The 26,557-nt window shown below is 64.4% G+C and carries 18 protein-coding genes and 1 tRNA gene; 5 read left to right on the forward strand and 14 right to left on the reverse strand.

Annotated elements, in window-relative coordinates; genetic code table 11:
• The 5 genes from AXK11_RS02455 to AXK11_RS02475 form a co-directional block, all read right to left on the reverse strand.
• A partial coding sequence (locus tag AXK11_RS02455) for an HAD-IC family P-type ATPase (protein ID WP_156469156.1) occupies nucleotides 1-1,279 on the reverse strand: 1,279 nt, incomplete at its 3' end.
• A gap of 57 nt (nucleotides 1,280-1,336) precedes the next feature.
• Nucleotides 1,337-2,416 (reverse strand): sensor histidine kinase, encoded by a 1,080-nt coding sequence (locus tag AXK11_RS02460; protein WP_068629008.1) that lies wholly within the window; start codon nucleotides 2,414-2,416, stop codon nucleotides 1,337-1,339.
• Nucleotides 2,413-3,120 (reverse strand): response regulator transcription factor, encoded by a 708-nt coding sequence (locus AXK11_RS02465; protein WP_068629034.1) that lies wholly within the window; start codon nucleotides 3,118-3,120, stop codon nucleotides 2,413-2,415. The genes AXK11_RS02460 and AXK11_RS02465 overlap by 4 nt, the downstream gene beginning before the upstream one ends.
• A gap of 114 nt (nucleotides 3,121-3,234) precedes the next feature.
• Entirely contained in the window at nucleotides 3,235-4,860 is a 1,626-nt protein-coding gene (locus tag AXK11_RS02470; RefSeq protein ID WP_068629010.1) for an RNA/DNA-binding domain-containing protein, read from the reverse strand.
• A 221-nt stretch (nucleotides 4,861-5,081) separates the two neighbouring features.
• Nucleotides 5,082-5,159 (reverse strand) — tRNA-Glu (locus AXK11_RS02475).
• Between the two features lie 292 nt (nucleotides 5,160-5,451).
• Between AXK11_RS02475 and glgB the strand changes: the two genes are divergently transcribed.
• Nucleotides 5,452-7,842, forward strand: a complete 2,391-nt coding sequence (gene glgB / locus AXK11_RS02480; protein WP_068629011.1) for a 1,4-alpha-glucan branching protein GlgB — start codon at nucleotides 5,452-5,454, stop codon at nucleotides 7,840-7,842.
• Nucleotides 7,843-8,304: 462 nt separating this feature from the next.
• On the opposite strand, the gene AXK11_RS02485 is transcribed toward glgB, so the two are convergent.
• The 3 genes from AXK11_RS02485 to AXK11_RS02495 all read right to left on the reverse strand — a co-directional run bounded on the left by AXK11_RS02485 (nucleotide 8,305) and on the right by AXK11_RS02495 (nucleotide 13,726).
• Nucleotides 8,305-9,474: an outer membrane protein gene (locus AXK11_RS02485; protein ID WP_068629013.1), complete on the reverse strand. Its 1,170-nt coding sequence runs from the start codon at nucleotides 9,472-9,474 to the stop codon at nucleotides 8,305-8,307.
• Nucleotides 9,475-9,916: 442 nt separating this feature from the next.
• Nucleotides 9,917-12,853 (reverse strand): response regulator, encoded by a 2,937-nt coding sequence (locus tag AXK11_RS02490; RefSeq protein WP_068629014.1) that lies wholly within the window; start codon nucleotides 12,851-12,853, stop codon nucleotides 9,917-9,919.
• A gap of 558 nt (nucleotides 12,854-13,411) precedes the next feature.
• Nucleotides 13,412-13,726, reverse strand: coding sequence for an HPr family phosphocarrier protein (locus AXK11_RS02495; protein WP_068629016.1), 315 nt, complete (start codon nucleotides 13,724-13,726; stop codon nucleotides 13,412-13,414).
• Between the two features lie 105 nt (nucleotides 13,727-13,831).
• On the opposite strand from AXK11_RS02495, the gene AXK11_RS02500 reads away from it, so the two are divergent.
• Nucleotides 13,832-14,698: a 3-deoxy-manno-octulosonate cytidylyltransferase gene (locus tag AXK11_RS02500; protein ID WP_068629018.1), complete on the forward strand. Its 867-nt coding sequence runs from the start codon at nucleotides 13,832-13,834 to the stop codon at nucleotides 14,696-14,698.
• Nucleotides 14,699-15,039: 341 nt separating this feature from the next.
• Here AXK11_RS02500 and carA read toward each other — a convergent pair whose 3' ends face one another.
• Nucleotides 15,040-16,212: a glutamine-hydrolyzing carbamoyl-phosphate synthase small subunit gene (gene carA / locus AXK11_RS02505; RefSeq protein ID WP_068629020.1), complete on the reverse strand. Its 1,173-nt coding sequence runs from the start codon at nucleotides 16,210-16,212 to the stop codon at nucleotides 15,040-15,042.
• A gap of 222 nt (nucleotides 16,213-16,434) precedes the next feature.
• Here carA and AXK11_RS02510 point away from each other — a divergent pair, with 222 nt between their 5' ends.
• Nucleotides 16,435-17,676, forward strand: a complete 1,242-nt coding sequence (locus tag AXK11_RS02510) for a KamA family radical SAM protein (RefSeq protein ID WP_068629022.1) — start codon at nucleotides 16,435-16,437, stop codon at nucleotides 17,674-17,676.
• Between the two features lie 461 nt (nucleotides 17,677-18,137).
• Here the strand turns inward: AXK11_RS02510 and ruvB are convergent, their stop codons facing one another.
• The 3 genes from ruvB to AXK11_RS09650 form a co-directional block, all read right to left on the reverse strand.
• Nucleotides 18,138-19,145 carry a Holliday junction branch migration DNA helicase RuvB gene (gene ruvB, locus AXK11_RS02515; protein WP_068629036.1) on the reverse strand — a complete coding sequence of 336 codons (1,008 nt, stop codon included), beginning with the start codon at nucleotides 19,143-19,145 and terminating at the stop codon, nucleotides 18,138-18,140.
• A 259-nt stretch (nucleotides 19,146-19,404) separates the two neighbouring features.
• Nucleotides 19,405-20,700 (reverse strand): UDP-N-acetylglucosamine 1-carboxyvinyltransferase, encoded by a 1,296-nt coding sequence (locus AXK11_RS02520; protein ID WP_068629024.1) that lies wholly within the window; start codon nucleotides 20,698-20,700, stop codon nucleotides 19,405-19,407.
• A gap of 418 nt (nucleotides 20,701-21,118) precedes the next feature.
• On the reverse strand, nucleotides 21,119-22,369 hold the full coding sequence (locus tag AXK11_RS09650) for a hypothetical protein (protein ID WP_068629026.1): 1,251 nt from the start codon (nucleotides 22,367-22,369) through the stop codon (nucleotides 21,119-21,121).
• A gap of 229 nt (nucleotides 22,370-22,598) precedes the next feature.
• Here AXK11_RS09650 and AXK11_RS02530 point away from each other — a divergent pair, with 229 nt between their 5' ends.
• The gene (locus AXK11_RS02530; RefSeq protein WP_068629028.1) at nucleotides 22,599-22,970 is read left to right on the forward strand and encodes a dUTPase; all 372 of its coding nucleotides are present in this window, start codon (nucleotides 22,599-22,601) and stop codon (nucleotides 22,968-22,970) included.
• 115 nt (nucleotides 22,971-23,085) lie between these two features.
• On the opposite strand, the gene AXK11_RS02535 is transcribed toward AXK11_RS02530, so the two are convergent.
• On the reverse strand, nucleotides 23,086-23,562 hold the full coding sequence (locus AXK11_RS02535) for an ACT domain-containing protein (RefSeq protein WP_068629030.1): 477 nt from the start codon (nucleotides 23,560-23,562) through the stop codon (nucleotides 23,086-23,088).
• A gap of 82 nt (nucleotides 23,563-23,644) precedes the next feature.
• A complete protein-coding gene (locus tag AXK11_RS09655) occupies nucleotides 23,645-23,809 on the reverse strand; it encodes a hypothetical protein (protein ID WP_156469157.1) in 165 nt (54 codons plus the stop codon).
• Between the two features lie 311 nt (nucleotides 23,810-24,120).
• On the opposite strand from AXK11_RS09655, the gene AXK11_RS02540 reads away from it, so the two are divergent.
• Entirely contained in the window at nucleotides 24,121-25,932 is a 1,812-nt protein-coding gene (locus AXK11_RS02540; protein WP_068629032.1) for a phosphoenolpyruvate carboxykinase (GTP), read from the forward strand.
• Nucleotides 25,933-26,557: the final 625 nt, after the last annotated feature.

A 26,557-nucleotide genomic window follows, 5' to 3' on the forward strand; every position in this document is an offset into this window, starting at 1 on the left:
GCACTTCGTCGATCTTGCGGTACGATCTGGCGGTCTCGCGCAGGCCGACCTCGCGGGCCTTGTCGATCACGGCGCGGTCGATCAGGTTTTTCAGTCCCGTCTGGAAAAAGCTGTTGAGGTAGGCGTGCTCCAGCACGCGCGGGCTGGGCGTGCCGCCGACGTCGAGGTAGCGGATGAGGGCCACGCGGTCTTGCGTCAGCGTGCCGGTCTTGTCCGTGCATAGCAGGTCCATCGCGCCAAAGTTCTGCATCGAGCTCATCCGCTTCACGATCGTGCGCTCCCTGGCCATTGAGGCGGCGCCGCGCGCGAGGTTGGCGTTGACGATCATCGGCAGCATTTCGGGCGTGAGCCCGACGGCCACCGCCACTGCGAAAAAGAAGGCGTCCAGCCAGTCGCCCTTCACCAGTCCGTTGATCAAAAAAACGACTGGCACCATCACGAACATGAACTTGATCAAGACCCAGCTCACGCGGTTGAGCCCGAGGTCAAAGGCGGTCACGGGCCGCTGGCCGACGAGTTTCCGGGCCATCCCGCCGAGCAGGGTACTCACGCCCGTGCGCAGCACGACGGCGGTCGCGGTGCCGCTGACGACGCTGCTGCCCATGAAGCACAGGTCGGGCTCGGCGAGCGTCTCGTTTCCCGTGGCGGGCTGGGCTGCGCGTGGCGCGGAGTCGGCTTCGGCGCGGGGCACTTCGGCGGCCTCGGCGCGCGCGGTGCTGGTGGCAGCCCCCGGGCTTTTGCTTGCCTGTTTTTCTACAGGCAGTGACTCGCCCGTAAGTGCAGCCTGTGTGACGAACAGGTCTCGCGAGTCGATGAGCCGCACATCGGCGGGAATCATGTCGCCTGCGGAGAGTTTTACCACGTCGCCCGGGACGAGGTCTTCCATGAAGACCTCCGTCGCGCGGTGATCGGCAGCATTGGGGATGCGCCCTTCTGCGCTGTAGCCGCTGCGCAGCACCGTGGCGCGGTTGCGCACGAGCCGCCGCAGCGAATCGGCCTGCACCAGCGAGCGGTACTCCTGCCAGAACCGCAGTCCGGTCGCGACTGAGACCATCACGCCCATGACGATGGCCGCCTCGTAATCGTCGGTCAGGTACGAGACTGCGCCGAGAAAAAGCAGCACATAGTTAAACGGGCTTTTGAGCGAATCCCATAGCACGGCGTGCCAGGTCGGCCGCCCTTGCGGCACGGCGACATTGGGGCCGTGCGCTTCGAGCCTCCGCGCGGCTTCGGCCCAGGAAAGGCCGCTGGCGGGGGCGAGGGGTTCAAAGCTGCTCATGTGCGCGAGGCTGCGGGCGGAGGCGCGCCGAACAAGGCGCCGCACCTGACGATTTGTTCAGACTTCGGGCAGTGTGAGGGTAAAAGTCGCTCCCCTGCCGACTGCGCTGCGCAGCGTGAGCGTGCCGCCCAGCCGCTCCACAGCCGTTTTGGCGATACAGAGGCCGAGCCCGTGTCCGCCCGAGCTGGGGCCGCTTGCGCGCGTGCGGCTTTTATCGACGCGGTAGAATCGCTCGAAAACTCGCGCTTGATCTTCGGGCCGGATGCCCGGCCCTTGATCACTGATCGCAATTGATGTGCCGCCCGCCTGCGCTTCGTTGGGGTGCGAGTGGCGCACGGCGATTTTTATGCGACTGCCCGGCGGGCTGTGCTGGATCGCGTTGTGCAGCAAGTTTGTCACCGCGTGGCCGAGGAGTGCCGCATCGGTGAAGACGCTGAGCTCGCCCGTGCCGCGCGGGCAATCGAGCTCGACTTCGACCTGCTTTTCCTCGGCCAAAACGAGCACCTGCTCGCGCCAGGCGGCGAGGTGCTCGGCGAGTGCCAGCGTGCGCGGCTCCACTGCTTTGGCCTCCAGTCGCGCGAGGCGCAGCAGCCGCTCAAGCAGCGCGCTCATCGCGACTGCCTCCTCAAGCATCGTGCCGATCGCTTCGCGCAGGGTGGCAGCATCGGCGTGGCCGCTCAGGGCGACTTCGCCCGTCGTGCGCAGCGCGGTGAGCGGTGTGCGCAGTTCGTGCGCGGCATCGGCCGTGAAACGCTGCAACTCGCCGAGCAAGCGGTCGTGCCGCGCGGCCTCCTGGCGGAGGAGCGCGGCCAGCCCTTCGAGCTCGGCGGGGATCGGGGCCGCGGGCGAATCGCCGAGTGTCAATGCGCGCAGGTCGGGCAGCATCGTTTGCGATCTGGCTTTTGCGGCGAGCTTGCCGAGCTCGCGCAAACACCATTCGGCGACGAACCAGCCGCCGAGGAAAAACACGCCCAATGCGAACGCGGCTGCGGGCAGGATCTTCCCCTCCGCCAGCGCGGCAGTGCCCAGCGTTCGCGCGACAATCGCGAGCAGGAAAATCAGTGCGCCCGCTGCCATCGCGGCAAAGGCCAGCGCGAGCCGCGCCCGCAGTGAAAGTGCGCCCCACCATGCCTTCATCGCGCGGAAATTCCTTTCGCGCCCGGCGATTCTTCGCGCAGGACGAAGCCCACGCCGCGCACCGTGTGGAGCAGCTTGTGGGCGCGCCCCTCGTCGAGCTTTCGGCGCAGCCGCGCGGCGTGCACATCGATCACGTTGTCGAGCGGCGTCGCGCGGTTGTTCTCGCGCCAGACCTGGCGGGCGAGCTCGTCGCGGCTTACGACCTCGCCCGTGCGCGCGATCAAGTACGCCAGAAAATCAAACTCGCGCGGAGTCAGCTCCAGCAGTTGGCCGCCACGCGTGACCAGCCGCGTTTCAAAGTTGAGCTCCAGATCGGCCAGCGAGCGCCGCCAAGGCTCGGCAGGCACGGCGCGGCGCAGGAGTGCCCGCACCCGTGCGAGCAGCTCGGCAAAGGCGAAAGGCTTCGCCAGATAGTCATCGGCTCCCGCGTCGAGCGCTTCGACGCGATCCTCCAGCGCATCGCGCGCGGTGAGCAGCAGCACCGGCACTCGCGTGCCGCGCCCGCGCAGCCCGCGCAAGATCTCCATGCCGTCCGCGCCCGGGAGCATCCAGTCGAGGACGACGAGCTCGGGGAGCTGCGCGTCGAGCGAGCGCAGCGCATCGTCACCGCGGCGAGCCGTGCGCACCTCGAAGCCCGCCTGAGTGAGCCCCGTCGCCAGGCCGCGTGCTGTGACCTCATCATCCTCAACGACCAGCAGCCGCACCTTGGTTTTGGCCTGCGGCGTGCTGGCGGGGAGATCGCGCGCAGCAGAGCCGTGCTCAGATAATTCGCCCGTTCCCAATGCTACCCCGTGGTTGTCGCTCTCTTTCATCAAAGCTTAGCCGAGAGGGCTAGATGGTGGGGTGGAGAGCCAAGCGCGGCCTGCATCGGTGATGATGTAGCACTGCGTCGGACTCTTGGGTGACTGCGGCTGAGCGCGGGCGAGCAAGCCTCGTTTCATCAACGGATTCAGGTAGTTGCTTAGCAGGTGGGAGCGGTCTTTGAGCCTGAGAATCTGGAGTAACTCGCTGGAGCGCCTGGGCTCCAGGCAAGCAGAGAGAATCAGGCTGGCGGTTGATACTTTTAACTGCTGAAAAGCTTTGGGGGCTACTCTGGGGGCCAGGGTTTCCCCTGCCTCAAGCATATTTCCTATGCCTGCTGATTTACTGGGGGTTACAGGATTGGTTACTATGGGACTTACTCTGGGGCCTGCTTTGGGGTTTGGGCGTAGCGGTAGGCGAAGTAGGAAGGACGTCCGGCTGGCGTCGGTCTCAAACTGAGGCTCGGGGGAACCGTTAGCCTTCATGGATTCGAGGATTTTTGGGATTCCGGTGCCACGTCCTTCGCTGAGCTCCAGTTCTTTTAAAAACTCTCCGATACGTCGATTGCGGTAGCGGCGGGCGACTGCACGCCCGGCGCGCAAGTCTTCCATATTCACTGTCGGATCGGGCCCCGGGAAACTCAGGATGGTTATTTCTTCGGGCGTGATCTGAACTTCAATGGGTTCGCGCTCTTCGTAACTGCGGTGGTAAACAGCGTTTACCAAGGCTTCTTCGAGTGCCGGGTAGGGCACATTCGAATATCGCTCGGCCTCGGCCTGCTCAGGGAGCTTTCGTGTGAATTGGGTCACGACATTGTTCCTCAGGTAAGCAAGCGCATCGCGTAGCATGACCCCGAGCGGCCCTTTGAACTCTTTCTCAATAATTTGATCCCCGCCGCGGCCTTGAGGGAGGTGCACAATATCGATCTGCGTTTGCGGGAACCATCGGGCAGGGGCGGGCGAGAAGAACAGTAAACCGACGTTCAGCGGTCGTGGGGCCTCCTGTGGCCCACGGACGATCTGCATCCTGCGGCCCAGCTCGTCGAGAGGTAGGCGCAAGGCCTCGGCCGCCAGATTGCTTTTCACTTCCGAGAGGAAGTTCTGAATCAGTATCGGTTGTAGTTCGGCAAGTGGAGCACTGCCATTCTGGCGGTCATCGAAGGGAATGCGGTTGGCGAGGCTGTAGAGCTCGCTCTTCAAATTTCCTTTGGCCTCAATGGTATTCGCGTGAATCCGGATGTAGGGAGACATTCGTTTCTCATCTTTTGCCAAGCTCAAGGGAGCTTCGTATGGGCGCATTTCGCCAGCGGGGACCCACACCACCAAAACGATCTTTCCGTTGATGGTCGCCACTTCCGAAATCGGGTGATACGCGGGGCGCAGCCTGTAGCCCAATTCGAGCAGCTTTCTTTGCCATGCATCGGCTTGTTCTGGCTGTAGGCCCTGTGGGGGGAGAATGGGCCGTCCTCCTGATGTTTTTACACCGAGCACGAGGTAGCCTCCTCCCCAATTATGGAAATCATTGGCGAAAGCGCACAGTACCTGCACGACCTCTTCGGCATTCCATCCTTCTTTGAATTCGATGCGCTCCCATTCCACGGCTGTGCCGTTTAGCAGCGCGTCAATGTTGATAGGGAGAGCCATTTTAGCTGGGGAGCCTGCCCAGAAGTTCGGAGTGGGCCACGCCAAATTGTGGGCATTGCCAGTTGGCCTATCGAAGCGGAGTCGCTCTCACCAAGGCCTGCTGATGGCACACGCAGGGAAAGGGCGGCCGGAGGTTTTTTGGGCGAAACTGAGAAACGACGAGGCCCGCGACTCTCATCAGAGTGGCGGGCCTCTTGCCAGTTTCGTTGCTAAAGAAACGGTGGCGTCCCCACGGGGATTCGAACCCCGGTTCTCACCGTGAAAGGGTGGTGTCCTAGGCCGGGCTAGACGATGGGGACAGAACCGAAAGGGCGGCGACCGTAGGCCGAGCCTCCGCCTGAGCAAGGGAAATTTTGGAAAACGACCTGCGCCCACACTTCGGCTCTGAAAACGAGCCTCCGTGTGCGCGCGGCCAGCCCGGGGCCACGCCTTTGCTGGCTATGAGGTGCGCGTCATGCGCCCCACGCGTTCCCTGCGCTCCACGAGTGGCGCTCGGTGGGGCGGGGCGGTGGAGGGCGCATGGCGGGCGGTGTTATTTTGTCGAGATCTCTGCATGCGGGGGCCACTGTGTGGCCCAGCCCCGATCCCGTGATGATAATCTCCCGCAGCGACCTCGACTCCCTCCTCCATGCGCGGCACCCCGAGCCGCATTCGCTGCTCGGGATGCATTGGGCGGAGAACGCGGCCCGCGCCGCTGGCGAAAACGGCAAATCGAAAAAAATGCCGAAGTCCAAAGCCTCTTTTGGCGCGGGGAAAAAAAGTGCTGGCGGCGGCGAAGGCCGATTGGTGGCCCGCGCGTTTTTGCGCGGCGCGGTCGAGTGTGCCCTGATCGACCCTGAGTCTGGCGAGCGTTGGCCGATGTCGCGGCTGGACGATGCGGGGGTTTTTGAGGTCGCGATTCCGCGCCGCCGGAAGCATTTTCGCTACGAACTGGAGGCCACCGACGGGCTGGGGCGCGAGTGGCGGCAGCACGATCCGTATGCGTTTTTGCCCACCTTGGGCGCGGCGGATCTGCACCTTTTCAACGAGGGGAACGACCACCGGATCTACGACAAGCTGGGTGCGCATCTGCGCACACACGAGGGCGCGGCGGGAGGGGGGGCGGGCGTGAGCTTCGCGGTGTGGGCGCCCAATGCCTCGCAGGTTTCGCTCGTGGGCGACTTCAACGGCTGGGATGGCCGCTACCACCCGATGCGCACGCTGGGCCAGTCGGGGGTGTGGGAGCTCTTCGTCCCGGGGCTTGGCGAGGGCGCGCTCTACAAATTTCAAATCCGTGACCAAGCCGGGCACACCCGCCTGAAGACCGATCCTTACGGGCAATATTTTGAGGCACCGCCCGGGAATGCCTCAATCGTCTGGGACACGCGAAAGCACGAGTGGGGTGATGCGGCGTGGATGAAGTCGCGCTCGCGCTGCGATTCGCCGCAGCCGGCCGCCGCTCCCGCCGCTGGCCGTTCCGCGCTGGAGCGCCCGATCTCGATTTACGAAGTGCACCTCGGCTCCTGGCGGCGCGACCCGGGCCAGCCGGAGCGGCTCCTGAGCTATCGCGAGCTGGCCCCGCAGCTCGCCGACTACGCCGTCGAGATGGGCTTCACACATGTGGAGATCATGCCGATCGCGGAGCATCCCTTCGATGGATCCTGGGGCTACCAGGTCACGGGGTTTTACGCGCCCTCGCAGCGCTACGGCACACCCGAGGATTTCGCGTGGTTCGTCGATCACCTGCACCAGCGCGGCGTCGGCGTCATCCTCGACTGGGTGCCCGCGCACTTCCCGCGCGATGCCTTCGCGCTTGCCGAGTTCGACGGCACCGCGCTCTACGAGCACGCCGATCCGCGCAAGGGCGCGCACATGGACTGGGGCACGCTCATCTTTAACTACGGGCGAAACGAGGTGCGCGGCTTCCTCGCCGCCAACGCGCTTTTCTGGCTGGAGCGCTACCACATCGACGGGCTGCGCGTAGACGCGGTCGCCTCGATGCTCTACCTCGACTACTCGCGCGAGCCCGGCCAATGGATCCCCAACGAATACGGCGGGCGCGAAAACCTGGAGGCCATCGCCTTCCTCAAGCACACCAACGGACTGGTGAAACACTACTACCCGCAGGCACTCACGATTGCGGAGGAGTCCACGTCTTTCCCGGGCATCACGCGCGCGCTCGCCGACGGCGGCCTGGGCTTCGACCTCAAGTGGAACATGGGCTGGATGCACGACACGCTGCGCTACTTCGCCAAGGAGCCCGTGCACCGCAAGTGGCACCACGGCGACCTCACCTTCGGGATGCTCTACCAGTATTCTGAAAACTTCATCACCGTGTTTTCGCACGACGAAGTCGTACACGGTAAGGGCTCGATGCTCTTCAAGATGGGCGCGGCGCACATCCCCGAAAAGGCGGCCAACCTCCGCGCACTCTACACACACATGTGGGCCTGGCCGGGCAAGAAGCTGCTCTTCATGGGCTGCGAGTTCGGCCAGTCGCAGGAGTGGGATTTTCGTAAAAGCCTCGACTGGCATCTATGCCAGTACGGCGACCACGAGGGCCTGCGCCGGCTCGTGCGCGACCTCAATCACCTGTACTTGAGCGAGCCCGCGCTCGGCGGTGCGAGCGACTTGCACCCACAGAGCTTTCAGTGGCTCGCCGCGTACGATACGCAGGCCAGCGTCATCGCGTACCTGCGGCGGGCGACGGGCGGCGCGGGAGATGGCGCAGCGGCCGCTCCTCCTGCGGAAAATGCGTCGTCCCCGCTCGCGGTCGTCGTCCACCTCACGCCAGTCATTCGCCAAAACTACCGCGTGGGCGTGCCGCTCGCGGGCCTCTGGCGCGAGGTGCTCAACAGCAACAGCAGCCACTACGGCGGCACCGGCCTAGGGAACGATGGCGCACGCCACACCGAGCCGATCCCCGCCGACGGGCATCCACAGTCGCTGTCGCTCACGCTGCCGCCGCTCACCACGACACTTTTCAAGTGGGCCGGAACCTGAGCCCCCCCCCGTGCTCAAACGGTCGAAGCCGACGGCGCACCAACGAGTTGCGTCGCAAAATGAAACGGGGCGAAGTTGACGAGCCGCCAACGAGCGGCTCGCCCAAAAGAAGGGTCCTTGACCCTTGCGCGTGGAGCGGCAGGCAGTGCCTGCTCCCATTTACTATGCGGTTCGTGTTTCGCGCGTTCCGCGCGAAACACGAACCGCACAGTAGAAAAGTCCCGACCTCCGGTCAGGCGGAGAACCGATAGGTAACCCGTTTGGGCGATTTTTGGGGTTAACGGGTAAACGCTAGCCAACGAGGCCGCATCCATAAAAAGGGTCGAAGACCCTGTCGCGAAGCGACAGGGAGATGTCCCGTTAAATTTGCGATTTTGTTCGGGCGCACAGCGCGCGAGCAAAATCGCAAATTCAATGGAAGTGGCGACCCGCCACCGCCGCCCGCGTAGGGCACTCGCTGGTTTAGAAGCGGTAGTTCAGGCCTGCGCGGAAGCCCTGGAGTTTGGAGAGGTCGATATCGGTCGAGTAGTGCGAGTTGGTTGCGGCCTCTTCGAGGTGCTGCGTGTAGTCGCCACTGGCTTGATAGAAGGCGCCCGCGTAGAAGCCCGCCCGCTCGTTGAGCATGTATTGCAGGGTCGCATCGACGTAGTAGCCGGTCAGTACCTTGGAGTCGGAGTCCCTGAGCGTGTGGACGCTGGCTTCGCCCGTCTCGGCCTCAAGAAGCGACTCCACCGTGTAGGTCGTGCCCGAGTAGACGAGGACGGGGCCCGCGCTGAGGCTCACGCGAAACTTTTCCGAAATTTCGTAGATCAAGGTAGGGCCCGCGCGGAAGGTCAGGTAGTTGCCCTTCAGTTTCCAGGCAGTGGTCACCTGGGTGTCGTTATCGACGGTCGCGGTACTGCGCGAATCGGGTTTGCGGCCAAGCAGTACGGTGGTGTCTATCCGTGCGTTGGGATCATCCGGCTGGCTCGGGTCTTGGATGGAAGAGGGCGCCGAGTAGGGAGGCAGGCCGTCCCCGGGGAGCGTTTGTCCGGCGAGCGAGTAAAGGTCAGTCACGGTGGTGATGGTCGCATCGACGTTGCGACGCTCGGAGCCCGAAATGCCATTGAGGCCAAATCCCGCGAAGAGCCGCCACTGGAGCTTGCTGCCGAGCTTGCCCATGTCGCGCTCGACGACGAGTTCGGCGCCGACGTCGGAGTCGGCGTCTTTGCTGCCAGTGGAGGTGAAGGCAGTCTCTGCACTGTAGCTGTGCATGGCGATGTCGGCCCCGCCATTGACGAGCTGGTCGGGGTGAGCTGCGCCCCAGGAGTTGGTTTTACCGTCGGCCGGTGGGTTGGGGCGGCGGTCGGCAAATACGAAGCCGTCGTTATAGCTGCGCGGCTCATCAAGATCTGGATCAATGAGGAGGCTCGGAGCGGGAATGCTGCCCTGGCCGGAGAAGCCGACCTTGGCGCCGCTGAGCGCGCGAAAGCCCACACTCATGGAAAACTTCTGCTCCACGTGCAGGTCGCCGAAGTCGAAGTTCGGCAGCTCCTCGTACTTGTGAGGCTCGGGCTGGGGGGCGGCTTCTTGCGCGAAGGCGGCACTGGCGGCGCTCAGGGTAGCGGCAAGGAGGAGGGAAAATCGCTTCATGAGTAGAGGGATGCAGTCTGGAATTAAGTGCGCGCCATCCAGCCCTGCCCGCCCCCACTCGTCAAGGTGGCGCAGCTCCTTTTATTAGGCGGAGTGCGCGGGTGGTTCTCCCTTCCCACTGCGCGTGGGGCGGCAGGCGGTGCCTGCTCCCATTTACTGTGCGGCTTGTTCGTCGGGCGTTCGCCCGACGAACAAGCCGCACAGTAGAAAGGTCCCGACCATTGATTGGGAACCTTCATTCAAATCTGGGAGTAGCAGGTGGGGTGAAGTGCACGGGACGGCGCACCAACGAGTGCGCCGCAAAGTGAATCGGTCGAAGACCGCGCCCCAAGGTTTCCGCTTCATCCCCACACGGGCTGAGGCACCTGACGAGCCGCCACCGCCCCACGCGCAGTGGGAAAGCGGCGGGAGAGGGCTCCTCCTCGGGCGTTTGGTGCAGGGGTTATGCTGTGTTTTCCAAGGTGGTGGGCTCTTCGAGGGCGGAGCGGATTTTCTCGATGAGCTCGACTTTGCCGGTGCCGGCTTTGGGGAGGATGCATTTGGCGCGGGAGAGCAGCAGGTTGCGCTCCTCGCTGCTGAGGTCCATCGCGGTCAGGACGATGACGGGGATGTCCCTCCACTCGTCTTCGCCGCGCAGGTTGGCGAGGAACTCGAAGCCATCCATCACGGGCATGAGGAGGTCGAGGAGGATGAGTGAGGGGAGCTGTGGAGTGCGGGCGAGGTAGTCGAGCGCAGCGCGGCCATGCTCGACGGCGGTGATGACGAAGGGCTCCCGCTCCAGGAGGCGCAGCACCATCTCGCGGGTGGTTTTGTCGTCCTCGACGAGGAGCAGTGAGCGCGCCTCGCCGGGGTTGAGGTGGCGCTGGATCACGCTGACGAGCCGGTCTTTATCAACGGGCTTGATCAGGTAATCGTGTGCGCCGAGTGCGAAGCCGACTTCCTTTTCGTCGATCTGCGTAGCGAGGATCACGGGGATGCTGCGCATCGCGGGGTCTTTCTTGAGCGCGGCGAGCACGGCCCAGCCGTCCATGCCGGGCATGAGGATGTCGAGGACGATGGCGGCGGGGTTTTGGGCGTGAGCGAGCGCGAGGCCGGTGGGGCCGTCGTGCGCGAGGATGACGCGGTAGCCTTCGCGGATGAGGTTGCGCGAGGTGATGTCGCGGACGACGGGATCGTCGTCGATGACAAGTATGGTGGCCTGCTTGGTCGAAACGGGGACGGCGGTGGCAGAGGCCTGGGCTTCACCGGCTGTGGTGTCGCTGGCTTCGTCTTCGCTTTTGTCGCCTCCGATTGCCTGGGTTTTGGCGTTTTCCCGACTGACCTTGGCCGGGAGGACGATGGTGAAGGTGCTGCCTTTACCGTACTCGCTTTCGACGGTGAGGTCGCCCCCCATGAGGCGACAGAAGTTGCGGGTGATGGGCAGTCCGAGTCCGGTGCCGCCGTATTTGCGGGTGGTGGAGGAGTCGGCCTGCATGAAGGCCTCGAAGATGCGGTTGAGCTGATCGGGGGTCATGCCGATGCCGGTGTCGCGCACGATGAGTACGAGGCGGTCGCCATCGGTGGTCGGCGCCTCCTGGGGTGCGCTGTCGGTGTCCGGCGCGTCAGCAGTGTTGGCGGCGGGCTGCCCGGTTTCCGCGCTGGCGGCCTCTCGTCGGGCTTCCAGGACGAGGCGGCCGTTTTCGGTGAATTTGGTGGCGTTGCCGAGGAGGTTGAAGAGTGCCTGGCGGACTTTGGTGACGTCGGCCTGCATGACGCCGAGGTTGTCGGCGAAGCGGAGCTCCAGGCGGTTGTGGTTTTTCTCAACGAGGGGGCTGATGGTGGTGACGACTTCGTCGAGCATCTCGCGCACGTCGAATTCCTCTATGTACAGGGGCATCTTGCCGGCTTCGATTTTGGAGAGGTCGAGGACGTCGTTGATGAGTTCGAGGAGGTGTTTTCCGGCGGAGCGGATTTTGTTGAGATCGGCGACGATGTGGGGTTTGCCCGCGGCTTCGGCTTCTTCGATGAGCATCTCGGAGTAGCCGATGATGGCGTTCATGGGCGTGCGCAGTTCGTGGCTCATGTTGGCCAGGAATTCACTTTTGCTGCGGTTGGCGTGCTCGGCGGCGAGGCGTGCGTCCTGGGCTTCGGAGACGGCGTGGGCGAGCTGGGCCGTGCGCGCCTGGACGGTTTGCTCCAGGTTGCGGTTGAGGTTGGCGAGGCTGCGTTCACGGCGGTGGATCTTGTGCGCCATGTTTTGGAAGCTGTGCGCGAGCTCGCCGACTTCGTCGTTGCGGGCCGCGAGCGGGTCGAGCGAGTCGGCCTCGAACTGGCCTTTCTCAAGCGCGCTGGCAGCCTGCCTCAGGTGGGCTATCGGGGCCGTCATCCGGCGCGCGATCAGGGAGACGGTCAGCAGGATGACGATCAGGGCGACAGCGGCGATGCCGATGTCGCGCGTGGTGAGCCTGTCGATGGGGGCGAGGGCTTTCTCGGCGGAAATATCGAGGACGATCTTCCAGCCGGAGGAGAGGCCTTGAGTCCAGTAGACGCGGCGTTCCTCGCCATCGACCTCGATCGTGGTCTGGCCCTCGGGGAGGCTGGCGATTTTGGCGCCGCCCGCCCGGTTGTTTATGTTGCGATTGGGGAGGGGGGCATTGGGCAGGAACTGCTGGATGGGGTGCGCGATGATGTTCCCATTGCGGCTGACGATGTAGGTGTACTCCGAGGTATCGCCCTCGCGGGGCTCTTCGCCGAAGAAGCGGCGGCCGCGCATGATGGACAGCAGGTTTTCGATGGGGATGGAGGCTCCGGCGGTGCCGATGTAGCGGCCGTCTTCGCTGCGGATCGGCGCATTCACGCTGACCATGCGGGTGCTGTGTATCGGCTCCTCAAACGCATGAAAGGGCTCGGTGACGTGCAGGCGGCCTGTGTGGCGCGGGCCGTGGTACCACTCGTAGCGGGAGTCGTGGTAGTCGTAGCCGAGCGAGATTACGCGCGGATAGCTGGCGCGGTTTATCCTGAAACTGGAGTTGGGCGCATCGGCCGGGAGAGCCTCAAAGGCGAGGTACAGGCCGTAGACTTCGTCGGCGAAGGTGTCGCGCATAAGGGCGCGCAAAAAGGGGTGGATCTCCGGCCTGGGGGTGGCGCCGAGCGTTTCCTGAAAGGCGGCGATGGAGCGGGGGAGATGCCCGACGGCGTTGACGAAATCGTCGAGCTCCTTGGCGATGCTCTTGATGTGGTTAAACGCGGCTGACTGCGTTTGCTGCTCGATGAGGCGGCGGCTCGACAGGTAGTCGAAGGCACCGGCGGCGAGCAGCACGGCGACGGCTACCAGGCCGATCGCCCACTCGATTTTTTGGGCAAAGCTGCGGGGGAAGAGCGACTTTAGGAAGGGGATCACGGCGCAGTCCTTAGGGCTGATGGGGGATGGGGTACAGCGGAGAGAAATATGAGTTGGGCCAACGTGGATCAGTGCGCCGAATCAGGCAGCATCAGGGGTCTGCGTAGTTCTTTGTAGAACTTCGAGTTTTTTTGCGCGGCTCTCTTCGGGAATGGGTGGCCCTACGCGGGCGGCGGGGGCGTGGCGCCCCGTGCCGTTTAATTTGCGATTTCGCCCGTGCGCTTCGCGCCCGAACAAAATCGCAAATTTAAAGACTCCTCCTCTGTCGCTTCGCGACACGGTCTTCGACCGTTCCATTTGGCGAGCCGCTCGTTGGCGGCTCGTCAGGTGCTTCAGCACGTGCGCGAATGGAGTGTGTACCCATTTGGGCGCGGCCAAAAAGTTGACGGGTTAACTCTCTACCTGAGCTCCAGTCAGGGAGTTCATTCTACTGTGCGGTTTGTTTGGCGGGCGTTTCGCCCGCCAAACAAACCGCACAGTAAATGGCACGTGGCGACCCGCCACCGCCCCACGCGCAGTGGAGTCGTTGCGGACGGCGAGTCGCCGCCTTCGCCGGCTTCAGGCCTCGTCAAATTTCCGTGTGAAGAGCTCTTCGAGCTCTTCGAGGATTTGCGCGGCGTCGGGCCCGTTGGCGATAAACTTGACCCGCGAGCCCTTGCCCGCGGCGAGCATCATGAGGCCCATGATGCTTTTGCCATTTACCTGTTCGGAGTCCTTTTCGACGAAGACATCGGACTGGTAGCGGTTGGTCACGCGGACGATCATGGCTGCCGGCCGCGCATGGATGCCCATCTTGTTTTGCACGACGAGTTCCTTCGTCAATTGCTGGGGGGCGGCGCTGCTTGAGTCCTCGCTGTTCTCGGTCGCTGTCATTTTTTAAGGCGCGGACGGTTTGGTAGCCCCCAGTGGCTTGCAACTTTAAAACGGGCATCGCCTGGGCGCTGCGCGCTCCTCTTAACTGCGCGGAAAATCGTGCTTATGACTGCCTCGCCGGATCTCGCAATAATCGTCCCCTGCCGCCTCGAATCGACCCGTTTTCCCCGAAAACTCCTGCACCTGATCAAGGGCAAACCGCTCCTGCTCTGGGTGGCCGAGCGCATCCGCGAGCAAGTGCCGGCGCTGCCGCTGTGGTTTGCCGTAGACGATGAGCGCCTGCGCGACTGCGTGGCCGCTGCGGGCTTTCGCACGGTGATGACGGATGCGGGCCACGCCAGCGGCACAGACCGGCTGGCCGAGGCAAATGCGCAGATCGGCGCCGCGCGCGTGATTAATGTGCAGGCGGACGAACCGCTCATGAGCGCCGGGCAGATCGAGGCACTCGCGGGCCTGCTGGCGGCCGGAGCGCAGATGGCGACACTGGTGACCCCGTTTCGCCGTGAGGAAGACTTTCTCGATCCGAATCAGGTAAAGGTCGTGCTGCGGCGCGACGGGCGCGCGCTGTATTTCTCGCGCTCGCCAATCCCTCATGAGCGCGCCGCCGCAGGCGGAGCGCGGAGCCTTTTCCCCGCCTCGGCCAATGGCTTGCTGCACCCAAGCGGCACCGAGGAGGCAGCAGGTGTGCCGCTCGTGGGCGCCCGGTCCGGCGCTTCGAGAGCGTTATCCAGGCCCGAAATTCCCGTGGCTTTGCGACACCTCGGGCTCTACGGCTATACGGCCGGGATGCTTGCCAAAATCGGCAGGCTGCCGCGCGGCCGCTACGAGGACTTGGAAAAACTGGAGCAACTGCGCGTCCTTGAGAGCGGCTACGATATCCACTGCGCGCTGACCGAAGAGCCGAGCATCGGAATCGATACACCGGAAGACGCCGCGGCCTTTGAGCGCACGGTCTTCGACCGCGGCCCTTAACACCGGGGAGTACCTCCACTGCGCGGGCGGCGGTGGCGGGTCGCCACTTCCATTTAATTTGCGATTTTGTCCGTGCGCTACGCGCCCGAACAAAATCGCAAATTTAAGGAACCTCTCCCTGTCGCGTTGCGACAGGGATGAGGCATCAAATGCGAATGAAGCGGGAACCCATTTCGGGCGAATCGAAAAAGTTTACGGGTTAATCCCCTTTTCACCCACCCGACCGCAGGTCGGATATTTCCAACTGTGCGGTTTGTTTGGCGGGCGGAACGCCCGCCAAACAAACCGCACAGTAAATGGGAGCAGGCACTGCCTGCCGCCCCCCGCGGAGGGGGAGTTTCCTAAATCTTCCCGGCTTTGCGCTTGGAGATGAGGGTGTAGAAATCGACGAAGAGCGGGTCGGCGTCGTTGGGCCCGGGCGCGGCTTCGGGGTGGTATTGCACGGAGAAAATCGGCAGTTCGCGGTGGCGCAGGCCTTCTACGGTTTGGTCGTTGAGGTTGATCTCGGTGACGATGCCGCCGCCTTTTTCGATGCTCTTGGGCTCGGTCGCGAAGCCGTGGTTTTGCGCGGTGATGGAGACTTTGCCGGTCTCCAGGTTTTTGACGGGGAGGTTCCCGCCGCGATGGCCGAACTTGAGCTTGAAGGTGTGTCCGCCGAGCGCGTAGGTGAGCATCTGGTGGCCGAGGCAGATGCCGAAGATCGGGTACTCGGCCAGCAGCTCGGTGACGGTTTTGTGAATGTAGGGCAGGGCGGCGGGGTCGCCCGGGCCGTTGGAGAGGAAGAGGCCGTCGGGCGCGTGCTCGCGGATGAGCCCGGCGGCCGCGTCGGCGGGGAAGACCTGGACGTCGAAACCGTGGCGGACGAGCTTGCGGTAGATGCTGTGCTTGGCGCCGAAATCAAAGGCGGCCACGCGGTACCGCGTGGCGGGGGCGGTGTGCGTGCCGAGCGTGGTGCCCGCGGGGAGGTAGGGCGCGTTGTGGTTTTCGGGCGCGTCCTCGCGCCATTGGTAGGGCGCGCGGCAGGTGACTTCGCGCACGTAGTCGCTGCCCTGCATGGTCCTCGCCTGGCGGGCGAGGGCTACGGCCTCGGCGTCACTGAGCGGCAGTGTGGACAGGCAGCTGTTCATCGCGCCCGCGACGCGGAGTTTTTTGGTGAGCGCGCGGGTGTCGATCTCGCTGAGGCAGGGGATGCCGTACTTGTTCAGGAAATCCTGGACCGAGCAGGAGGCGCGCCAGTTGCTGACGACCGGCGAGAGCTCGCGCACGACGAGGCCGGAGCACCTGGGCGCGGCGGCTTCGTTGTCCTCGTCGCTCAGCCCGTAGTTGCCGATCTGTGGGGCGGTCATGGTGATGACCTGGCCGCAGTAAGAGGGATCGGTGAGGATCTCCTGATAGCCAGTCATCGAGGTGTTGAAAACGCACTCGCCAGTGATGGTTCTGGCGGCGCCGCAGGCGAGGCCGCGAAACACACTACCGTCTTCAAGAGCTAGGACACCGGGCTTGGGAGTGGACATTAAAGCGCGACGAAAAAGAGCCGCCCGCGCACTGCCAAGCTCCGAGTTTTTATTGCGCCGCGTTACTGTCGGGCAGGGGCCTGCTACCAGGCTCGGTGGCGCGGCTTCCGGCTCCCTTTACCCGACCTGCGACCAGCGAGAGCACGCAAAATAAACGAACCTTTGGCTCCGGGCCATTTGACAGGGTGGGGGCGGGCTCTACCCCTTTGCGCCCTAATACCCATGTCTTACACTGAAGATCGCGCCACTTGGTACAACGGCCAAGGGCTTTGGCCCAATACCCCCGGGAGTGACTGGGGCAACTGGACATGGCAGTTTCGCAACCGGATCACGCGGCTGGAGCAGCTGGAGCAGTACATGACGCCGACGCCGGAGGAGCGCGCGGGGATCCTCTTCGCCAGCCAGAAGCTCGCGCTCGCGATCACGCCCTACTTTTTTAACCTGATCGACCGCGACGATCCGGACTGCCCGATCCGCAAGCAGGTGATCCCGCGCGCTGGCGAGGCGCAGCTCGCCGCCGAAGAGCGGCTCGACTCGCTCGGCGAAGACGAGCACTCGCCCGTGCCCGGCCTCGTGCACCGCTACCCCGACCGCGTGCTGTTTCTGGTGACGGATCGCTGCGCCTCCTACTGCCGCTACTGCACGCGCAGCCGCATGGTCTCCAACGCGCAGCACTACGACTTTCACCCGCAGCACGAAGCCGCGCTGGAGTACATCGCGGCGCACCCCGAAGTGCGCGACGTACTGCTCTCGGGCGGCGACCCGCTGCTGCTCGCCGACAACAAGCTCGACTACCTGCTCGGGCGGCTGCGCGCGATTCCCCACGTGGAGTTTATCCGCATCGGCTCGCGCATCCCCGTGTTTCTGCCCCAGCGGATCACGCCCCAGCTCTGCGATATTTTTAGAAAGCACGGGCCCATCTGGATGAGCATCCACGTGAACCACCCGAAGGAGTGCACCCAGGCACTCAAGGATGCCTGCGAGCGACTCGCCTTTGCGGGCGTGCCCCTCGGCAACCAAAGCGTGCTGCTGCGCGGCATAAACGATGACCCCGAAGTGATGAAGGCGCTCGTCCACCGGCTGCTGCGGATGCGCGTGCGCCCCTACTACATTTACCAGATGGACCTGATCACGGGAGGCGCGCACTTCAAGGCCGACGTGCGCCGCGGCATCGAGATCATCGAAGCCCTGCGCGGCCACACCACTGGCTACGCTGTCCCGCAATACGTGATTGATGCGCCGGGCGGCGGCGGAAAGGTGCCGATCAACCCTGACTACATCGAGCGGATCAACGATCAGGAAGTCATCTTCCGCAACTTCGAGGGCCGCCGCTTCCGCTACCCGATCAAGAGCACCCCGCTGGTGCCCGATTCCGGCGAAATCGAGAGCGGCAGCGAGCGACCTGCACCCGAAGCGCTGGCATCCGCAAAACTCGCACCCCACCGCGAACCTGTGCTGGCCTAGAGATGTGGGGAAAGTGGGGTGCAGGGAGGGGGAATAACTGCTCCGCTGCGTGGAGGACGGGCGTTTGTTGTGGAGGCGCAGGAGCCATCCTCTGCGGCTGAAGGCGTCGCGGCGCGGGCCCGCCACCATGTGAGCCGCTGTCGGTAAGCGAGCTGACGCAGAGAGGGCCGGAGCTGCGCTGAAAAATCTTTCAGTTTTTTTTGAGCGTTTGGCGGAGCCGCGCATCTACCCCGGTGGTTAAGAAATGTTTGGTATCATATTCTGTTAGGTTTGCTTTTGTTGTGTAGGTCGCAGGGCCGCCTCGGGAGAGGCGGCCCTGCCATTTTCTGGGGGCGGAAGGGCCGCGCCAGCGGTGTGCCGATTTGACCGACGCCCGACAGGCCGGGGCCGCTTCGCGCCAGGGCGAAGGCGGGGCGTGGTGGAGGGCAGGGCGCGTCGGGCTGCCCTTCCTTTAGCCTTTATTAAAACAGTGCGTCCTGCGTGCTGCTGGAGAGCGACTTCAGGCCGATGGCCTGCGCCCCCTTGGGGGTGATGATGCGGCCTTGGGAGGTGCGCTGGAGGTAGCCTTCCTGGATGAGAAAGGGCTCGTGCACTTCTTCGAGTGTCTCGGCTTCTTCGCCTACGGCGACGGCGATTGTGCTCATGCCGACGGGGCCGCCGCCGTAGTTTTCGGCGATGACGCGCAGCATGCGTTTGTCCATTTCGTCGAGTCCGGCGGCGTCGATTTCGAGAAGCTCCAGTGCGGCGGCGGCGACTGCGCGGGTGATGCGGCCGTCGGAGCGCTCCTGCGCGTAGTCGCGCACGAAGTTGATGAGGTTATTGGCAATGCGCGGGGTGCCGCGTGCGCGGGCGGCGATTTCGTGCGCGCCGCCTTCGTCGAGCTCGACCTGGAGCAGCCCGCAGCTTCGGCGGATGATGCCCGCCAGCGTGGGGGCGTCGTAGTAGTCGAGGCGGGTTTGCAGGGTGAAGCGCGAGCGCAGCGGCGCGGTGAGCAGCCCGCTGCGGGTGGTCGCGCCGATCAGCGTAAAGCGGGGGATCGAGAGGCGGACGCTGCGGGCGTTGGGCCCCTGGTCGATCATGATGTCGAGCCGGAAGTCCTCCATCGCCGAGTAGAGGTACTCCTCGACGGTTTTCTGGATGCGGTGGATTTCGTCGATGAAGAGGATGTCGCCCGCCTCGAGGTTGGTGAGCAGTCCGGCGAGGTCTCCGGCTTTTTCGATAACGGGGCCGGAGGTTACGCGCACATTGCGCCCGAGTTCGTTGCCGAGGATAAAGGCGAGCGTGGTTTTCCCGAGACCGGGCGGGCCGGAGAGCAGGATGTGGTTGAGCGCTTCGCCGCGGCGCCGCGCCGCACCGACCATCACGCGCAGCCGCTCGACGGTTTTTGCCTGGCCGGTGAAGTCCTCAAACCTGAGCGGGCGCAGCGCGGCCTCGGCGGGTGAGCCGGGTGCGTTGAGCGCACTGGCCAGAAAATCGACGCCGGTCTTTTCGGTTTTGGCGGGGGCAGGGGCGTCTTTGGTTATTCTTGAATGTGGCACGGGTGGTGGAGGCTGTGTGTTTGGCGCGAGCGGAGCTTGCGCGCTTTGCTACTTGGGGCGTTCGCCTGCTGGTCGCACGTCAGCACGTCAGCTCAGCGGGCGCGGCGCATTTTTTTAGAATTTGCTGCGGATGCGTCGGGAGATTGGCAACAGCGCGCGTGCGTTGCTGCGGCGGCCCCCGTCCGCTCGCTTACTCGCGCCACTCGACCTCGGCGCCGAGGTGGCGGAGGTTTTCAACGAAGTTGGGGTGCGCGCGGCGGATCGTGTCGGCATTTTTCACGATGCTCTGGCCGGGGATGCTGGCGGCGACCATGTAGAGGGCGACGGCGGCGCGGATGATGTAGGGCGCATCGACGACCGTGGGGTGCAGCGGCCGCGCACCAAAGACGGTGACGCGGTGCGGGTCGCTGACGACGATGTGGGCGCCGAACTTGGCGAGCTCGTGCATCCAGCCAAAGCCGCCTTCGTAGACCTTGTTCCAGAACATCACGGTGCCTTCGGCGCGGGCGGCGAGCGCGATCATGCAGGGCAGCAGGTCGACGGGGAAGTAGGGCCAGGGCGCGGCTTCGATGCGCGGCAGGAGGTTGGGCGTAAAGGGGGCTGCGACCGCGAGCCGCTGGCCTGCGGGGACGCGTGCGGTGTCGCCCTCGTGTTCGATTGCCACGCCGAGCTTGGCAAAGGCGCGCCCGATCAAGTCGAAGTGCTGCGGCAGCGAGTGGCGCACGCGCACCTCGCCGCCAGTGATCGCGCCGAGCGCGAGGAAGGTGACGATCTCGTGATGGTCGGAGTGGATCGTAAACTCGCCGCCGCGCAGCCGCTCCACGCCGTCGATCACGAGCTGGCTGGTGCCGATGCCAGTGATCTGCGCGCCCATGCCGACGAGCACCTGACAGAGCTCCTGGACGTGGGGCTCGCTGGCGGCGTTGATGAGCACCGACTGGCCTTTGGCGAGGGTCGCTGCCATCGCGAAGTTTTCCGTGGCGGTGACGGACATGTAGTCGGGCCAGTGGCGCGCGCCGCGAAAGCGCTGGGCGAGCGTGAGGCTGTGCTGCCCGCCGTTTCGCGAGAGCCGGGCGCCGAGTTTTTCCAGAATCTCCAGATGCGGGTCGAGCTCGCGGATGCCCAGTGAGCAGCCTTTGGCGTTGGTGGGCAGTCGCAGGCTGCCCATGCGCTGGAGGAGCGGCGCGAAGAGGAGCACCGAAGAGCGCATGCCTGCGGGGAGCTCTCCCGAGAGCTGCGCGGTGTCGAAGGTTTTGTGGCAAACCGTGAGCGTGCAGGCGGCGGGGTTCCAGCTCACGTACGAGCCTTGCTCGGCGAAAAAGCGCAGGAGCTTTTCCACGTCGGTGATGTTGGGCACGTTGCGCAGGGTAACGGGCTCGTCGGTCAGCAGCGTCGCGCAGAGGATCGGGAGCACCGAGTTTTTGTTGCCCGATGGGGTGATGGTCCCCGAGAGCGGCTTGCCGCCATTAACTATTAAATCAGCCATAGGGTCTTCGACCCGCTTTATTGGCGGCTCGGTCGTTTCCTCGCCGTCGTCCCAACGCGGGCGCTTGGGAGTTTTTTTGGGGCCGCTCGTTGGCGGCCCGTCTGTCCAGATGGACTGGAGCGGTTTGTTTAGAAATTGCGTCGCTTTACTGGCGGCTCGGTCAGTTGCTTTGCCGCCCGTCCCGAAGCAGGCGCTTGGGGATTTTTTTGGCCGGCCTGTTGGCGGCTTGTTTGTGCAGTGAGTGAAGTGTTTTGGGGCGGGGCAAATACAGAGTCCCTTAACTCAGCGGTGCATGAATCGTCGCCCCGATTTGTAGGGCGACTTGTGCTGCGGCTTCGCTTGGGGCTTGGCGCGGACGGGAAAGGGGAGGCGATACAAGAACGGCGAGCGGGGGGATTTCCCGCTCGCCGCTTCCTGCTCAGATCGCGCCGCCGCTTTGCTGACCCTCGCGCGGGCCGCGTCCGCGGCCTCCACGCCCTCCGCGGCTACTGCGACGGTGGGGGCGCTCGGATCCGCTCTCGCGGCCATCTGCCCGGGCCTCGCGAGTTTCGCCGTAGCCAGCACGGGAAGCGCTGCGGTTTTCTCGCCCTTCGCCGCTGGCCTGTCGTGGGCCGTTGGCGTTGCGTCCGCGGCCTCCGCGGCTGCGGCGGCGTTGGCCGTCGAGCCCCTCGCGGGTGCGTTCGCCGCGCTCGGCCCGCGCGTTGCTGGAGCTGGGTTTGTTGTCGGCTCCGCCGAAAAGGCTCTTCAGCCAGCCGAAGAAACCGCGCGGCTTTGCCGGCGCGTTGCTGGCGCGCGGGCTGCGCTCGGTGCGTGTGCGAGGTTCGCGCGGCGCACTGCCGGGCTCACGCTTGGGGCGCGGTTCGCGGGGGCTTTCGGCGCGTGCGGCGCGGGGCTGCTCCTCCGCGTCGCTGCGCGGACTGCGCTCGCGCCGCTCGGGCTGGAAGGTGGGCCGGCCCTCGGTGCTGCCGCGCGGGCTGCGGGAGCGCGGGCGCGGACGTTTCTCCGATTCGCCCGGGTCGCCATCTGCGGCGGGAGCACGCGTGCTGGTTTGCGTTTCGGCGCGTGCGGCTGCGCGGTGCGCGGGGTGCTCGCTGGACGAGCTTTCCCAACTTTGGCCGCTGCGATTGGTCTCGGCCGGAGGCAGGATTTTGAGCTCCGGCTTGGGTTGCCCGGCCTCCTGCTCTTCTTCACTGCCAGCCTCGGCGGCATCTTCCGTCGGCTCCGCAGCGGGAGCCTCAGCAGCGACTGCTGCGGGTGCGGGCGCTTCGCTTTTCTCAGGAGCTTCAGCCGCATCTTTTTGGGACGAAGCACTTGCCGGGGCCTCATTGGCTGAGGGCTGCTCTGCCGGAGCGGCAGCCGCCGGACGGGTTTCACGAACAGTCTCGACGACGGTTTCTCCCGTGAAGGGATTGGCGTACTCGCTCTTGGGCGTGATGACCTCGATGGCCGTAGGTTGGTATCCGTTGGCGTCGGGTTGTTCGGTAGCGGGGGCGTCGGGGGCAGGCTTGGTGTTGCGTTTGCCGCGGGCGAGGCCCGATCCGCGAGAGGCGCCAAATGCGAACTCGGAGCGCTCTTGCGCTGTGTCTTCGCTATTTTGCTGGGCGCTGACTGGGGGCGTCGCGGCGGGCTCGACAGCGAGCTCGGGGCCGGACGTTTCTGTATCTGACATGGGTTTTTGTATTTTTATTTTGCTAAGGCGCTTGGGCCGCAGTCGATGCGGCGGCGAGCAGCCGTGTGTTTTGTGAGGACTTTGGCGGAGCTCTGCTGCGCACAGCGTGCGCTTGGGGCTCGACGCCAAAGTTAAGCCGGCGAGGCTCTGGAAGCACCCCAGCCTCTGCAAGCCTCAAACAAAAAGCCTCGAAACGCGCGTACCGCTTTCCTAACGCTCTGTGCCAATAATGGACAAACTCGAAGAGATCTTTCGCATGCAGGAGGCCCTCAATGAGCGGATCGGCGTGACGCTGCCGCCCGCCAACGATGAGGAAAAAGCGAAGTGGATCCTGAACTATACACGCGCCATGCAGCAGGAGACGGCGGAGCTGATCGACAGCGTGCCGTGGAAGTGGTGGGCGAAGTACCAAAAGTTCGACGAGCAAAACGCGAAGGTCGAAGTCGTGGACCTGTTTCACTTCCTCGTCTCTCTGGCGCAAACGCTCGGGATGAGCGCTGAAGACGTCTACCAGGCGTACTTGAAGAAAAATGCGGTCAACCACCAGCGCCAGGACAGCGGCTACACCGCCAAAGACGCCACCGATTCAAAGCACATCTAGCGGAGCGGGACGGTGCAGGTACTGCTCCCCTTAAGCTGGGAAACGCGGCCTTAAAGGGATCCCGTTTCGGGGCTTTGGCCGTTTGCGCCCGCGCCGCGGTGTGCTGCGGGGGCTGTTAGCGGGAGATGTCGCTTTCGCCGAGGGTTTTGAAGCCGCGGCCGTTGAGGGCTTGGGCGGCGGTCTCGGGTTCTTCGACGTGGATGGCGATGGCCGGGAGCTCGGCGGGCCGCTTCAAAAAGGAGTAGAAGTAGTGGAGGTTGACTTCGGCTTCGAGGAGGGCGGCGAGCATGGTTTTGAGTTGCGACTCGTCGGGCAGCTCGACGACGACGATCTCGCGCTCCACGTAGGGAAAATCATTATTGATGAGGAGCTCCCGGGTTTTGTCGCGGTCGTCGACGATCAGGCGGATGATGGCACTGTCGATGGTGTCGTGGACGGTCAGCGCCATGATGTGCACGTCGTATGTTTTGAGCAGGGTCGTGAGGTCGTAGAGGCGGCCGACCCTATTTTCGGCGAAGATGGAGAATTGCTTTACCGGGCTCATCGATCGCGCGATCCGCGCGGCTGTGGTGGGAATTGAGGTGGTAGCCATTGTCGCGTTGTTTTCTAGGGGCTGGGGGGAGGCGGGAGAGCGGGGACTGGCTGGAAATCTGCCTCGCAGGCTGCGTGCTGGATTAATCGCGGTCAATGCGCTGGCCGATTTTCCAACCGGCGAAGACGCCGCCGATGCTGCCCAGGCCGCTCAATATAAAGGAGCCCCACCAGCCCCAGTGGCCGCCCAGATACCAGCCGAGGTAGCTGCCGATAAACATGCCGAAGAGGATGTAGAGTCGATGCATGGAGCGGCCGAGGTTGCGCGGTCTGCGCAGCGGCTTCGATCCTTTCTTTTGGAGTGACTGTTGCCGGAGAAGTGGGGGCGAGCCTTCCGGTCCGCACGTTCTTGGGGGGGGATCCGGTGAACGAAAAAAATCGCCCGCATGGGCTTCGCAGTCTCCTGCATTTTGCGGTGGCAGTATTGCCGCGCGCGGCCGCACACCGTGTGGCGCAAGTAGCCGCGGTTATGTGTGCGGCGCCGCGGGGCTTATGACGGTGTTTCGGGGCGCTTTCGTTTTTGCGGTGTGGGTTTTTTGCGCAGTAGCCTGTGCGCACGATGACAACCCCCAATGTTTCCCCATTAAGTGCCAACGCGAACCTGCTGAAGTGGGTCGATAAGATGGCCGCGCTTTGCCAGCCGGCTGCGATCCACTGGGTCGATGGCTCGCAGGCCGAATACGATGGGCTCTGCGCGCAGATGGTCGCCTCGGGCACTTTTGTTAAGCTCAACGAGGAGCTGTGGCCGGGCTGCTACTACGCGCGCAGCGATGCCAGCGATGTCGCCCGCGTCGAGGATCGCACGTTTATCTGCTCGCTGTCGCCCGACTCTGCCGGGCCGACCAACCACTGGGTCGCGCCCGACGAGATGCGCGCCAAACTGCGCAAGCTCTTCAAGGGCTGCATGCGCGGGCGCACGATGTACGTGCTGGCCTACAGCATGGGGCCGGTGGGCTCGCCACTGGCGCAGCTCGGCGTACAGCTCACCGACTCGCCCTACGTGGTGGTAAACATGCGGATCATGGCGCGGATCGGGCTGCCGGTTTTGCGGGAGATCGATAAGGGCGAGAAACGCGTCGTGCCCTGCATGCACTCGGTGGGCGCGCCGCTGGAGCCCGGCCAGGCGGACGTGCCCTGGCCCTGCAATCCGGACAAGTACATCGTGCACTTCCCCGAGACGCGCGAGATCTGGAGCTACGGCTCCGGCTACGGAGGCAACGCGCTGCTGGGCAAAAAGTGCTTCGCGCTGCGGATCGCCAGCGCGATGGCGCGCGACGAGGGCTGGATGGCCGAGCACATGCTGATCCTCGGGCTCGAAAATCCGCAGGGCGAAAAGACCTACGTGACCGCCGCCTTCCCGAGCGCGTGCGGCAAGACCAACTTCGCCATGCTCGTCCCCCCCGAGTCTTTCAGCAAGGCGGGCTGGAAGGTGTGGACGGTCGGCGACGACATCGCGTGGATCCGCCCCGACGCGCAGGGCCAGCTCCGCGCGATCAACCCCGAGGCGGGCTTCTTCGGCGTGGCGCCGGGCACCAGCGTAAAGACCAACCCCAACGCGATGGTCGCGCTCGCCAAAAACACGATCTTTACCAACGTCGCGCTCACGCCCGAAGGCGGCGTGTGGTGGGAGGGCATGACCGACGAGCCGCCACCCCGACTGACCGATTGGCAAGGGCAGCCCTGGACGCCCGACTGCGGGCGCAAGGCCGCGCACCCCAACGCACGCTTCACCGCCCCCGCCGCGCAGTGCCCGACGATCGACCCCGATTGGGAAAAGCCGGAGGGCGTGCCCATCAGTGCGATGATCTTTGGCGGGCGGCGCGCGACGACCATGCCGCTCGTCTATCAAGCCTTCAACTGGTCAAACGGCGTCTACATCGGCGCGACGATGGGCAGCGAGATGACCGCCGCCGCAGCGGGCACAGTCGGCAAGGTGCGCCGCGACCCCTTCGCCATGCTGCCCTTCTGCGGCTACCACATGGGCGACTACTTCCGCCACTGGCTGTCGATGCAGAAAAAGCTCAGCACCACGCCGCGCATCTTTCACGTCAACTGGTTCCGCAAAGACGCCGACGGCCAGTTCATGTGGCCCGGCTTCGGCGAAAACATGCGCGTGCTCAAGTGGATCGTCGACCGTGCGCACGGCCACGCGCTGGGCCGCGAGACTCCCATCGGCTGGATGCCCCGCTACGAAGACATCGACTGGCAAGGGCTGGAGTTTTCGCGCGACGCCTTCGAGCAACTCCAGAGCGTCGACCGCGCCGCCTGGCACGCGGAAATCCTCGGCCACGAAGAGCTCTTCATCGAGCTGCACGACCGCCTGCCCAAGGAAATGGTCTACGAACGCGAACTGCTCATCGCCCGCATCTGAGGGTGCCGCAATCGCCGGCGCACCAACGAGTGCGCCGCCAGATAAAAGAGCCTGCGGCTCCCCCTGCGCGGGGGGGGGCGGTGGCGTGGCGCCACGTGCCATTGAATTTGGGAATCGGCCTCGGCGCGTAGCGCCGAAGCACGATTCCCAAATTGAAAGGACTCCCCCAGTCGCGTTGCGACTGGGGATGCGGCATCAAATGCGGATGGAGCGGAAACCCATTGGGGCGCGGCGGAAAAGTTTACGGGTTAAATCTCTGCCCCGACCGGAGGTCGGGTGTCCCTTGCTGTGCGGTTTGCTTGGCGGGCCCGCCAAGCAAACCGCACAGTACATGGGAGCAGGCACTGCCTGCCGCCCCCCGCGCAGGGCCGCTTTTCCGCGCCCACGCGTAGTGGACTGCCCCTGCATGGGGCGTGAGAGGAAGCAGGCATTGGCAACGAGGTGCCTGAGCGGGGCTTGGCCAAGCAAAAGCTCCCGGGCGATAAAAAATACGCAATTTTATTGCAGGATATGCGCACTGAATAGTAGTGACACACTTACCGGGAGTTAGATCCAGGCACTCTCAACGCAACAACTCGCTGATTATTATGGCTATACGTAATTACCCCCCCCCCCCCCCCCCCCC

The sequence above is a fragment of the Cephaloticoccus primus genome (assembly GCF_001580015.1).
GTDB classification, from domain to species: Bacteria; Verrucomicrobiota; Verrucomicrobiia; order Opitutales; family Opitutaceae; genus Cephaloticoccus; species Cephaloticoccus primus.